Annotated in this window: 10 protein-coding genes; 9 read left to right on the forward strand and 1 reads right to left on the reverse strand. The window is 41.8% G+C overall.

The window, feature by feature from the left end; translation table 11 throughout:
* Positions 1–237: 237 nt before the first annotated feature.
* From proC to P9989_RS06305, 9 genes are all read left to right on the forward strand, one after another.
* Positions 238–1,050 carry a pyrroline-5-carboxylate reductase gene (gene proC / locus P9989_RS06265; RefSeq protein WP_283077924.1) on the forward strand — a complete coding sequence of 271 codons (813 nt, stop codon included), beginning with the start codon at positions 238–240 and terminating at the stop codon, positions 1,048–1,050.
* Between the two features lie 104 nt (positions 1,051–1,154).
* On the forward strand, positions 1,155–1,631 hold the full coding sequence (locus P9989_RS06270) for a PH domain-containing protein (RefSeq protein WP_283077925.1): 477 nt from the start codon (positions 1,155–1,157) through the stop codon (positions 1,629–1,631).
* A complete protein-coding gene (locus tag P9989_RS06275) occupies positions 1,621–3,063 on the forward strand; it encodes a PH domain-containing protein (protein WP_283077926.1) in 1,443 nt (480 codons plus the stop codon). Before P9989_RS06270 ends, P9989_RS06275 begins: the two co-directional genes overlap by 11 nt.
* Positions 3,064–3,215: 152 nt before the next feature.
* Positions 3,216–4,511: an NCS2 family permease gene (locus tag P9989_RS06280; RefSeq protein WP_283078852.1), complete on the forward strand. Its 1,296-nt coding sequence runs from the start codon at positions 3,216–3,218 to the stop codon at positions 4,509–4,511.
* Between the two features lie 129 nt (positions 4,512–4,640).
* The gene (locus tag P9989_RS06285; RefSeq protein ID WP_283077927.1) at positions 4,641–6,197 is read left to right on the forward strand and encodes a spore germination protein; all 1,557 of its coding nucleotides are present in this window, start codon (positions 4,641–4,643) and stop codon (positions 6,195–6,197) included.
* Positions 6,181–7,290 (forward strand): GerAB/ArcD/ProY family transporter, encoded by a 1,110-nt coding sequence (locus tag P9989_RS06290; RefSeq protein ID WP_283077928.1) that lies wholly within the window; start codon positions 6,181–6,183, stop codon positions 7,288–7,290. Before P9989_RS06285 ends, P9989_RS06290 begins: the two co-directional genes overlap by 17 nt.
* The gene (locus P9989_RS06295) at positions 7,280–8,398 is read left to right on the forward strand and encodes a Ger(x)C family spore germination protein (RefSeq protein WP_283077929.1); all 1,119 of its coding nucleotides are present in this window, start codon (positions 7,280–7,282) and stop codon (positions 8,396–8,398) included. Before P9989_RS06290 ends, P9989_RS06295 begins: the two co-directional genes overlap by 11 nt.
* A gap of 578 nt (positions 8,399–8,976) precedes the next feature.
* Positions 8,977–10,110, forward strand: coding sequence for a NupC/NupG family nucleoside CNT transporter (locus P9989_RS06300; protein ID WP_283078853.1), 1,134 nt, complete (start codon positions 8,977–8,979; stop codon positions 10,108–10,110).
* Between the two features lie 189 nt (positions 10,111–10,299).
* A complete protein-coding gene (locus tag P9989_RS06305; protein ID WP_390306188.1) occupies positions 10,300–11,730 on the forward strand; it encodes an aldehyde dehydrogenase family protein in 1,431 nt (476 codons plus the stop codon).
* A 46-nt stretch (positions 11,731–11,776) separates the two neighbouring features.
* Here P9989_RS06305 and P9989_RS06310 read toward each other — a convergent pair whose 3' ends face one another.
* Positions 11,777–13,135: an MATE family efflux transporter gene (locus P9989_RS06310; RefSeq protein WP_283077930.1), complete on the reverse strand. Its 1,359-nt coding sequence runs from the start codon at positions 13,133–13,135 to the stop codon at positions 11,777–11,779.
* Positions 13,136–13,140: the final 5 nt, after the last annotated feature.

Below are 13,140 nucleotides of genomic sequence, written 5' to 3' on the forward strand. Positions count from 1 at the left end.
AAAATAACTCACGAAAAAAGCTGAGCTTGAAGGCAGCTCAGCTTTTTTCGTAGCAGCTATGATATTTGTTGTGGTTCGTTATGATATGAAGAATACACTGTTAATTATAGTAAAGCAGGTTGAATTTGTAAAGGCTTTATCGAAAAAATTAATCCATTCCCCTTTCTAAATGGTTAAGTGATTGTAGTAGAAGTAATATTCGGATACAATGAGAGTCACAAGAAAGGGGTGTTGTGCGTGGATAAACAAATAGGTTTCCTGGGCTGCGGCTCGATGGGGCAAGCTATGATTCAAGGGATGATCCAGTCGAATGTGGTGAAGCCGGAGCAAATTGCGGCAACGGCTGTAACTGATGAAACCATTGATTTCGTCGGTGAAGAGTATGGGATTCATATCTCTACTGATAATAAAAAATTGGCACAGGAAAGCGACATTTTGTTTCTGGCTGTGAAACCGTATATCTATCAAGGCGTTATCCAGGAAATAAAGTCATCTATTCATGACCATACCGTCATTGTTACTATTGCAGCTGGAATAACGCTGGATCAGGTAAAAGAATCATTTGGATCACAAGTTAAGGTAATTCGGTCCATGCCTAATACACCATCACTCGTGGGTGCTGGAATGAGTGTCCTTTGTCCGAATGATTTCATAACAGAAGAGGATCTTCATGATGTGAAAGAAATCTTCGAAAGCTTTGGGGCAGCAGAAGTGATAGACGAGCAGTTAATGGATGCTGTGCCGGCAGTGAGCGGTTCTTCGCCAGCTTTTGTGTATATGTTCATTGAAGCGATGGCAGATACAGCCGTTCAGCAAGGCTTTCCAAGAGATAAGGCGTATAAGCTTGCCTCACAGGCGGTGCAAGGGGCTGCCAGAATGGTGCTTGAAACAGGAAGGCATCCTGGTGAGTTAAAAGATGCGGTATGTACGCCTGGCGGGGTTACTATTGAAGGTGTGAATATGCTGGAACAAACGGGGTTGAGAAGTTCTGTAATTCAAGCCATGAATGCTTGCACCAATAAAGCAAAAGAATTATCCAGTGATTCATAAGCAACGTAAAATCCAGGCTTTTTTGGCCTGGATTTTGTAACGGGTGAAACCTGATGGAGGGATCGCTCGTAAAAGATACTGCAGAGAGAGAAGGGGGTCTGTTCATGAATGCACCTAGAAAGCAAATCTCTAAACGTGCCCTTTCATTGTGGAGGGTGCATGGGGGTATCAGCACGGGGATCAGTGTCCTCGTAGCTATTGCGGTTATCATTTTAACTAACTTGTTTTCATGGCCTATCTGGCCAAGTCTTGTGATTGGGGCAGTTATCCTGTTAGAAATGATCTTTTCCATCTGGCTGATCCCTTCGATCAGATGGGAGCGGATTAGATATGAAGTGAGAGAACAGGAAATAGACTATCAATACGGTCTATTTATTGTGAAACGCACGTTAATACCAATGGTTCGTGTCCAGCATGTTGATACAGAGCAAGGACCATTGCTGCGCAAATACCGGCTGGCCACGATTAGTATTTCCACCGCTGCCACTGTACATAAAATACCAGCACTGGATGAAACAGAAGCCGAAAATCTCAGGCACTCGATTTCATCACTAGCACGGGTGGCTGAAGATGATGTCTGAACCGAAACGCCTTCATCCCATTTCAGCTGTCCTTAATTTTGCAAAAGGGTTAAAAGAAGCGATTCTGCCGATCGTGGCGATCTTCTTTTTTAATGGGAATGGCGGTGATGGGTTTCTTGCCTGGCTGCCGCTTATCCTATCAGGAGCATTTTTATTGATAATATTACTGGCTGGTTTTCTGAAATGGCTTCGTTTTTCTTATTGGATTGATGAAGGGGAGCTGCGAATCGAGCATGGGTTACTGTTTCGGAAAAAACGTTATATCCCGCTGGAACGCATTCAAAGTCTGGATTTCTCAGAGGGCATTTTGCATAGGCCTTTTCAGCTTGTCAAAGTATCGATCGAAACGGCTGCTTCCTCTGGTTTAGAGGCTGAAGCGGTACTAACCGCAATCAAACGAGTGGACGCGAAAGAGCTTGAGAAAACCATTTATGAAGGAAAATCGGAGCAGTCGTCATTTGAAAACGATGCAGAAATGCCAGAGGAAAATGACCGTTCCCTCGTTTACCAGATGAGTACTAAAGACATAATCCTTATGGCTGTAACGTCTGGTGGTGCTGGCGTGGTGATATCAGGAGTTGCTGTCTTCCTATCACAGTTTACCGAATTTTTACCGATTGAAGCCATTTATGAGGAGGTCGTGGACTGGCTGCAATTTGGTATATTCATTGTGGGGATCCTAGCGGCGTTTGTTTTGGTCATCGCCTATGGAGTAGCTGTAATTTTAACGGTTCTGCGTTTTGGAAACTTTTCTGTTTTTCATGACGGAGATGATTTAGTTATTACTCGTGGACTACTGGAAAAGAAGCAAGTCACGATCCCGCTGAATCGAATTCAGGGAATCAGAATTGATGAGAACTTGATCAGGCAGCCTTTAGGGTACGCTACGGTGTCGATCATTAGTGCCGGGGGATCGATTAAGGGAGGGGACGAGCAGCAGTTTAAGGTACTTCCTTTTATTAAGCGTAAACAAATCGAAACCGTGCTGACTGGCATTTTACCTCAGTATGCGCTTGATGTTTCTCCTGAAAGGCCTCCAAAGCGTTCCAAACTGCGTTATGTTATCAGATGTTTATGGTTACCTTTGCTCGTTTCAATTGCAGTGAGTGTGTTTTTCTGGCCGCTGGGCTTACTGTCGTTACTTATAATTCCTGCCCTTATTGGTCTGGGATTGTTAAATTATCGTGATGCGGGCTGGAATATTCGTGAAAAACAATTAATGCTTAGTAATCGGTTCATTACGAAGCAAACTTATTTTGTGAAAAAGCATCGCATTCAATCATGTGGGTATTCCATGTCAATTCCTGAACAGCGCAGCAGACTTTCTTCCATTGAGGTTATGGTCAAGACCGGGGCTGGGAAGACAAGGGCGCGTTGTCTTTACCTGGATGAAAATGATACGAAAACCATTATGAAGTGGTTTCAAACTTAATGATAGTTTAAGTGATCGATTCCTGCACCTGACACGGGAATCGATTTTTTACTAAAAGACGAACAATTCATGGTTGATACTTGAAATTTGTTCGTAAAACGAATATTATTAAGGATGTTGTGATTTTTCATTCGGAAAGTAAGGTGTTGGTGATGTTGAAGATGTTTCGTTTACAAGAAAACAATACAACCGTCCGCACAGAGCTGCTGGCAGGTCTGACTACGTTTCTGACTATGGTTTACATCGTTGTCGTTAATCCGGCAATTCTATCAGCTGCTGGTTTGCCATTTGAGCAAGTCTTTATGGCGACTGTCATTGCGGCGATTATTGGTACGTTAATTATGGCACTTGCTGCCAACTATCCAATTGCTATTGCACCAGGAATGGGCATGAATGCTTACTTTGTAACAGAAGTTGTTCAGCAGGATGTCAGCTACTCCGTAATTTTAGGTACCGTTTTCCTGGCAGGAATCTTATTTGTCATCTTAAGTTTAACGAGGTTAAGAGAAATCCTGATTATGGCCATTCCTCCTTCGCTCAAATATGGAATTACGTCTGGGATTGGTCTTTTTATTGCCTTTTTAGGGCTGCGTATGTCAGGAATTATTGTTGCAAGTGAATCAACATTGGTGACAATGGGGGATTTAACGGCACCTGGGACCGTGTTAACGATTGTCGGTTTATTTGTCACACTTGGTCTCATTGCCCGTCGTGTAACAGGAGCGCTATTTATTGGCATGGCCATAACAGCCTTGTTGGGTGTATTTACCGGCCAGCTTGAGTTTGAGCAGGGTTTCACTTCTGTACCGCCAGCACCTGTATTTTGGGATATTGATATAGCGGGTGTTTTTAGTAATGGACTTTATACGGTTATTTTTGCTTTTTTACTCGTGACCATTTTTGATACGACAGGAACGATGATTGGCGTTGCAGAGCAAGCTGGTTTTATCCGGAAAGATGGCAGCCTGCCGAGAGCACGAGCGGCTTTGATGGCTGATGCCACTGCCACCACCGCTGGTGCTATGTTTGGAACCAGTCCTTCCTCTGCTTATATTGAATCCTCTTCTGGTGTGGCTGCAGGAGGAAGAACGGGGTTAACCACCGTTGTAGTGGCAGGGTTATTTTTCATTTCTATCTTTTTCTCTCCACTGGTAGGAGCGGTTTCCAGCTTGTCCGCGATCACAGCGCCTGTATTGATTATCGTTGGCTGCTTTATGATGGAAGGGTTAGCAAAGATTAACTGGCAGGCGTTTGATGAAGCATTTCCGGCCTTTATAATTATCTTATCGATGCCGCTTACTTCTAGCATCGCAACCGGTATTGCTTTTGGATTTATTTCTTATCCACTCTTGAAAATCATGTCTGGAAGAGCGAAAGATGTTCACTGGATTCTGTACCTATTCGGTTTTATATTCATCTTACAAATGATCTTCTTCCCTGGCCATTAACCATCCACAACCACCACTGCATCCCTGCAGTGGTGGTTTTTTACATAAACTCCATCTCAGGTCATCCAGTTTTTGGGTGCGGATGCATATTTGATCATTTTTGGTGCACTCTATTTTTAGGTGATGAATATGGGATTCTTTAAAAAATTTCTAGTTGGAAAAAGTGAGCAAGGTAACAAGCAAGATGAATTAATAACATCTGAACAACCTCAGAAGCCACATTACGCTCAACCTCAACAGATGAGCTCATCTGCTCGATTATCAGAAAATATCGACTACCTTTTTTCACAGTGCAAACAGACAGGTGATTTAAAGGTTAGAGCCTTAGATGACGGTCGTGCAGCTCTGGTGTTCTACGAGACTCTCGTTGATCATGAAAAAATGCAAAACAAAATATTTTCTCCCATTGAAATGGGACATGTTGAACGGATACCGGATGTTCCTAATTCCAGAGAAATCACAAATTTAGATGAAGCTTTAAAAAAATTGTTAAGCGGCCATGTGCTGTATTTTGAAGAAGACAGCACACGAATTACTTATTTCGCCGTGACCTCGTCTTTTAATCGTAATGTAGATGAACCGGTTAATGAAAAAGTGGTCCGAGGCTCACATGAAGGCTTTGTCGAGAACATTAAAACCAATATCAATTTAGTTCGCAAGCGTATTGAAGATAAGAACTTGGTCGTTAAATATTTGAAAATCGGAAAGAAAACGAATACGAATATTGCTATTGTGTACATGGATGGGCTTGCTGATATGGATATTGTTCGTAAAATTGAACAAAGGATTAATGACATTTCGGTAGATATGGTGCAAAGCCCAGGTTTCATTGAAGAGTTTATCGAAGATTCTACCTCATCGCCTTTTCCGCAAATGCTTAATACGGAACGGCCAGATCGGGTGTCTGCAAACATCATGGAGGGGCGCATTGCGGTGTTGGCAGAGGGAAGCCCAACGAGTTTAATAGCGCCTTCTACCTTTTTTATGTTTTATCAATCTCCTGATGATTATAATATGCGTTGGTTTACCGGGACATTTATTCGTTTAATCAGATTGACTAGTTTCTTGATTGCTATTGGGCTGCCGGCTTTTTATATAGCCGTCGTCAGTTTCCATTTCGAAGTGATTCCTGATGATTTGATTATTCCTGTCAAAAATTCTATCAATCAAATTGCCTATCCACCGCTTGTAGAGGCTCTGGTTATGGTTATCATTATCGAGCTGATACGTGAAGCGGGGATAAGGCTGCCCTCCCCAGTTGGTCAAACGATCGGGATCGTAGGAGGTTTGGTGATCGGAGATGCTGTGGTACGAGCAGGTCTCATTTCAAACCTGATGATTATTGTCGTCGCCTTAACAGCTATTGCTTCCTTCGTAGTGCCTTCGAATGAACTGAGTACCACGCTAAGGCTGTTAACCTTTCCGCTCATTTTCCTAGCTGGGACTTTAGGGTTTGTGGGGATCATGTTTGGATTATTGTTTATCGCGATTCATTTAACAAAACTCGAATCTTTCGGAGTCCCTTACTTTGCCCCCATTGCTCCGTTGAGCTTTAAAGATTTAAAAGATACGTTTGTAAGAATCCCGCTTTATAAAATGAATAAACGTCCTAAAGGTGCTCGACCAGCCAAGCGGAAAGCAATGGAGGAATCGAGGGAGTGGAAGAAAAATGAGCAGTCAAAGTAAACCAATGATCTCCCGGCGGCAATTTTTTTTCATTATCGTTCAAACCCAGATTGGTGTAGGGATCTTATCGATGCCTCATGAACTTCATCGCATCGCTAAACAAGATGGTTGGATATCGCTGCTTATAACGGCTTTTTCCTTACTAATCGTGCTTTTCTTTTTGTGGATGCTTGCAAAACGTCATCCTGCTTCTAACTTTTTTCAAATTTTAGAACGCGTATTCAGCAAATGGCCTGGCAAATTCATCACAGTTGCTTATATCATCTATTTCACATGTGTCTCTGTGTTAATTTTGCTGTTATTTGGCAGGATGCTTAGTCTCTGGGTATTACCGAGTACCCCTTTTTGGGTATTATCTTTTTTAATGGTAGCAGTTTGTTTGTATTTAACAGCGAGCGGACTGAAAATGATCGCTCGTTTATATACGAGTCTCTCGCTTTTTTTATTTATTTTGATTGTTCTAATGTTGTTTTGTTTTGCTGAATTGGAGTTCCTCTACATCCTGCCCATAGCACAGTCAGGTTGGGGGAATATCATCAAAGGCGCGAACGAGGGACTGCTGTCTTATTTTGGCTTCATTGTCACGCTCGTCATTTATACGTATGTAGAAGGAAAACCGAAAGATAAATTCAAAACCGTCTTTTGGGCTCACTGCTTTGTTACTTGCTTCTACTTATTTGTTGTCATCGTTAGTTATACATTCTTTAGTACGAAGGAAATAGCACTCGTTCAAGAACCGGTTCTTTATATGTTAAAATCATTCCAGTTTCCTATTATCGCAAGAATCGATTTATTCTTTCTTTCGATTTGGGTGGTTTCGGTAGCAACATCATTTGGAACTTATCTGTTTATGACAGGGGTGGGGCTGCAATCTGTTTTTCAAAAAAAATCCAGTGTTCCGATTACGCTGGCAGCCATCAGTATCTTCATTCTTTCGTTATTCTTCGGCTTTGAAAGTGAACGAGTCGATATGTTGGGGAATGTAGTCGTTATTCTTGGGTATGCATTCGGGATTTTAATTCCAATTTTCACGTTATGTATAAGTGCTCTCAGGTTTAAAGCTGAGAGGGAAAGGGGGAGGCATGAAGTATAAGATATTGTGCGTAATGCTCTCTCTGTTAGTGCTGACTGGATGCTGGGACCAAAGACAATTTAAGAACTATAATCTCGCTCTATCTGTTGGCTTCGATCAACTAGAGGGAGGGAGAATTCGTGAAACAGTTTCCATTCCTACGATTATGGGTGGCCCACAAGGTCCCCGGGAACAAAAAGTGCAAATCGTTTCATCAAAGGCCCCTACGACTTTAGATGCCAGGGAAAAGATCGACCAAAAAATCTCTGCCTCCTTCGATCCTTCCAAAATACAGGTAGTTCTGGTGGGTGAGAACTTGGCGAAGCGTGATATCTATCCGGTACTGGATGGGTTTTACCGCAATCCGAATAGTAATCTAAACGCACAGTTAGCCCTTGTTGAAGGATCAGCACAAGAAGCTATTTCCATAAAAACACCAAACGAGGCCAGGGTCAGTCAATATTTAACGGGTTTACTTGAAGGAGTTGTGTCAGGCACCTATTCTACCGGTGAAAATCTCCAACTGATTAGCGCAGAGTTAATGGAGCCAGGAGAAGACTTCTCACTTCCGATATTGAAAGTAGAAGGGGATAAGCAGATGATTAAATATAATGGTTTGGCTCTTTTCAATAATCGTTCTTATACAGGGGAGAAAATTAAGCCGGAGGACGCTGTCTTGTTCATATTGCTGCAAGGGCAAAAAGGGAAGAGGGCGCGGATTACAAGGAAAGTCAATAATGACAAAGAGAATGAGCCATTAAACTATGTCACCATTAAAGTAATGAAAATAAAAAGGGATTTAAAGGTCACCGTTCAAAATGGTGAAGTGAAAGCGGATTTATCTCTGAAGATTTCAGCTCGGGTCCTGGAGTATCCGCATAATCAGCTTGTATCATTGAAGATTGTTAAAAATCTATCCGAGCGATTAACTCGTGTTTTAACAAAAGATGCGAAAGAAATCATCGCCAAAACGCAAGCCTCAAACAGTGACGTTTTTTCGATTGGAAGGCGCGTGAAAGGGTATTACCCTGAGGTATGGAAACAATTAGACTGGATTAAAGCCTATCCACAAATTACGATTACTCCAAAAGTAGAAGTGGATGTAAAACAGCATGGGATTATAAATTAATAAGGAGAATTGCTGATTTTTGAAACCTATGGCTCTGTTTTGTCGTCTAATAGGTAAGAATCGCTTTAAAGCGTTAGAGAATATGCTTTCGAAGTACTATCGTTTTACTGGCTAGTTGGATGAACAGGACGTTATGACAAAGACGCTCCTTTCATTATAAAAATGATATACCTCCCCTTAGGTATAGCACCTTTCGGTTGACCGCCGGAAGGTGCGTTTTAGTGTGTTCGCATGGAAGTTCAGGCGATAATAGAGACGAGAGGAAAATAATTTTTCAAATTACTCGTGAAAAATTCCTCGATTTCTAGATGAATTTATACCGTGTAAATGCTGTTATTTAGGGAATAATGTCCATATATGAGGATAAAGATCTATTTTATGAAAATTCTTTTTATTCGATATCTATTGCAAGACGTCTGACAACCTGTTAAAATCCTTAATAGAAACAGGTCATGAAAGCATTTTCATTTTGTGATTCTGACGACTTATTATTTTTGAGGGGGAACCTAAGCGTGGATATTGTAGGTATCTTATTGGGCATTTTGGGTATTGTTGTTATTCTTGGAATCGCTTTTATAATGTCTAATGATCGTAAAAATATAAATTATTTTGGTGTCGGTGTCATGCTTTTGGCTCAGCTTATAACAACCTTTGTTATGTTCGAGACAGAAGTAGGAGCCTGGCTCATTAATAAAGTTTCCTGGGTTTTTAACAAACTCATTGAATACGGAACCGTCGGGGTGAACTTTGTACTAGGCGGGGTAGCGACAGAAGATGGAGCATCTGTCTTCTTCTTTAATGTATTACTGCTTATTATTTTCTTCGCAACTATTCTTTCTGTGCTTACTTATTTAAAGATTCTTCCATTTATAATTAAATATTTGGGTCAGTTTCTATCGTATATTACTCGCCTTCCTAAGATCGAATCGTTTAACGCTGTAAACAGTATCTTTTTTGGACAATCTGAGGCAATCATAGCGATTAAATCACAGTTTAAACATTTAAGTGATAATCGTCTTTATATTGTAAGTGCTTCGGCGATGGGATCTGTATCTGCATCGATTGTAGGGGCGTATATTGGAATTCTGCCTGCTGAGTATGTTCTTGTCGCACTTCCATTAAATATGTTCAGTGCACTAATTGTTGCTTCCTTGATTGCCCCGGTTAAAGTGGCTAAGGAAGATGACTACGTAGATATTCACGATGTATCTGGTTCGAAGAGTATTTTTGAAGCGATGGGGAATGGCGCCTTAGACGGTGGTAAAATTGCTTTGATCGTAGCAGCCATGCTGATTGCGTTTATTGCTTCACTCGAATTAGTGAACGCCTTGTTCTCCTTCTTGTTTGCAGGCTTTACCTTACAGGAAGCACTTGGATATATCATTGCTCCAATCGGTTTTCTAATGGGGATCCCTGCATCGGAAGTAGTTGATGCTGGTGCCATTATGGGAACGAAGATTGTGACAAACGAATTTGTTGCTATGCTTGAATTCCAGGGTATGGTTGATCAAGTATCAGAAAAAACAGTCGGTATTGTTACTGTATTCCTGACTAGTTTCGCTAACTTCTCCTCTATTGGAATTATTGCTGGAACGGTGCAAGGTATTGACGCCGATAAAGGTGCAAGGGTATCAGGTTTCGGTATGAAACTACTGATCGGTGCAACACTTGGTTCTATGCTTTCTGCAACAATGGCTGGTTTATTTTTATAAAAAGTTTATGGACAAACCTGGACAGAGAGAATCTCTCTGTCCAGGTTTTTTGTATGGATAAGTGTTCTCTTCCCAATCTTTACGCTTTCTAAACATTTCGTTCAGCTGTTCTATTTTCTGTTATGGGTGTTTACACGGGGACGAAAAAGGCTATATTCCCTATAGATTCCATTTTGAAAGGGAGTATGTATCGTGGTGAAACAATTTAAATTATATATAGATGGTCAATGGGTAGGAACGAATGAGCTAATAGATGTAGGAAATAAATATACGCAAAACACGTATGCACAGGTAACCAAAGCTTCTGAAAAAGAGGTAGACCGGGCAATTAGTGCAGCTGAACGAGCTTTTCAAGGAGAGCCATTAACTCCTTATAAGCGTTATCAGGTGCTTAAGCGTGTGAGTGAACTGTTGCAGGAAAACAAAGAGGAGTTTGCTCAAACTATTGTGAGTGAAGCGGGAAAACCTCTTAAACAAGCCCGTACTGAAGTGGATCGTGCAACACAAACAATTGAGATTTCAGCAGAAGAAGCGAAGCGAATCCATGGCGAGGGAGTGCCAGTTGAATCCGCCCCTGGCTCTGAGAATCGCATGGCTTTTACGATCAAAGTGCCGGTAGGTGTTGTCGGTGCGATCAGCCCGTTTAACTTTCCTCTGAATCTTGTGTCCCATAAGATCGCTCCTGCTATTGCGGCGGGAAATGCTGTGGTGTTGAAGCCTGCCAGTAAAACACCTATTGCTTCATTAATGTTAGCTGAAATGTTTCATGAAGCTGGACTGCCAAAAGGGTTCTTTAATGTCGTTGTTGGCTCTGGGTCAACCGTTGGCAATCAAATGATGGAAGATGAACGCATCCAGCTTTATACGTTTACGGGAAGTGCTGAAGTCGGTCTGAAATTAAAACAAAATACTGGTCTCAATAAACTGATCCTTGAGCTCGGAAATAATTCGCCGGTTATTGTTGATAAAGAGGCAGATATTGATGCGGCTGCCCAAAACACGGCAGCTAAAAGTTTTGCTTTTGCCGGACAAGTCTGTTTATCTGTGCAGCGCCTTTATGTGCATGAGGAAGTTCGCGAGGAGTTTCAAGAGAAATTTATTAAAGCGGTCAAGGAACTGAAAGTCGGTGATCCGAGCGATGACCAAACAGACGTTGGACCGATGATTAGTGAAGATGAGGCAGAACGTGCTGAGCAGTGGATATCGGAAGCAAAGGATGCCGGAGCTGCGGTTGTTCATGGTGGGAAACGAGAGGGGGCACTTTTACACCCGACTGTGCTTCAGGACGTAGCCAATGATATGAAAGTTGTCTGTGAGGAAATCTTCGCTCCTGTTGTCAGTCTGATTCCTTTCACAGATATCAAAAAGTGTATTGATGAGGTGAATCAATCACAATATGGATTACAGGGTGGTGTTTTCACACAGAACCTTGACACTGCATTTTATGCAGCTAAACATGTCCAGGTAGGTGGCATGATGATCAATGATTCTTCCCAATATCGCGTGGATCTTATGCCATATGGCGGTGTGAAAGATAGCGGTTCTGGCAAAGAAGGTCCTAAATATTCCATTGAGGAAATGACTGAGGAACGCTTAGTTGTAATGAATTTGGATCAGTAAAGAACAAAAGGTGGTGGAGCCGCGTCCTACGGGAGCCACCACCATTTTAGTTTTGGTATCGTGTTAAATTTTTTCGCTGCAGGTAGAGCATACGCAGCATCAATGTGAGCGCCCCGGCAGTTAATCCGATAATTAAGCTCATCCAATATCCATAGGGACCAAGATCAGTGTAATTGGCCAGGAGATAGCCGCTGGGTAAACCAATCACCCAATAGGAAATAAACGACATGAGGAGCGTAATCGTGACGTCTTTGTAGCCTCGTAAAATTCCTTGGATTGGAGCACCGAAACCATCTGATAGTTGAAAAAAGATAGCGAAGAGGATAAAGTTTTTCGTCAATTCGATAACGTGTTCATTGGAACTGTAAAGACGTGCAACAGAGTCGTCAAAGATATAAAGTATGGCTCCAGCCACCACGGACATACAAACCGCAAGTGAAATCCCCAAGTAGGAGTAGGTTCTGGCATCAGTGAAACGCTTCGCTCCAACTTCATAGCCGACTGTAATCGTCAGGGCAAAAGCCACACTCAACGGCATCATATAGACAAAAGAAGCAAAGTTAATTGCGGCCTGATGTGCTGCAACTGTATAAGTATCATAGGCAGTCATAAAAAAAGTAACGGCTGAAAAGATACTGGTTTCGAAAAAGACAGCAAAGCCAATGGGAATGCCAATTTTCAGTTGTTCCCACCAGCTTTTAAAGGAAGGTGTGACCCAGCTTCTAAAAATTCCGTACGTTCTTAATGGGTAAAGTTTGTGAATCACAACGGCAATAATTGCAAAAGCCACCCAATAAGTTAAAGAGGTTGCTAAACCTGCTCCAATACCACCAAGCTCGGGAAAGCCCCATTTTCCAAAAATCAATACATAATTAAAGAAGATGTTTGTCGGTAGTGTAAGTAAAATGATCATCATCGATATTCTTGTGTGCCCAAGTGCATCGATAAATGAACGGAGTATATTAAACAAGAACAAAGGAATGATCCCTGTACCAAGAGTAATCAAATAATATTTGGCAATGTGCTGCACAGATTCTTCAAGTTCCATTAAGGATAAAATAGGGTCAATTAAAAAGAAGCCGATTCCGGCGATCACAACAGCAATGGCAATCGATAAATATACGCCTTGCTTGACTGAGTCGGGAATATCTTTATCTTGTCTCGCCCCTTTAAGCTGAGCTACGATGGGGGAAATCGCCATCAGAATTCCGTTTAATCCGGTGAAAATGGGCAGCCATATACTCGATCCAATCGCTACACCAGCCAAATCTTCCGGCCCTGCCTGCCCTGACATGATCGTATCAAAAAAGTTCATCGCATACATACCGATTTGCGTAATAAAAATAGGTATGAGAATCATGGTGAACAATTTAATTTTTTCTTTTATTGTCTTCGTTTCATACATAGGAC

The sequence above is a fragment of the Halobacillus naozhouensis genome (genome assembly GCF_029714185.1).
GTDB classification, from domain to species: domain Bacteria; phylum Bacillota; class Bacilli; order Bacillales; family Halobacillaceae; genus Halobacillus_A; species Halobacillus_A naozhouensis.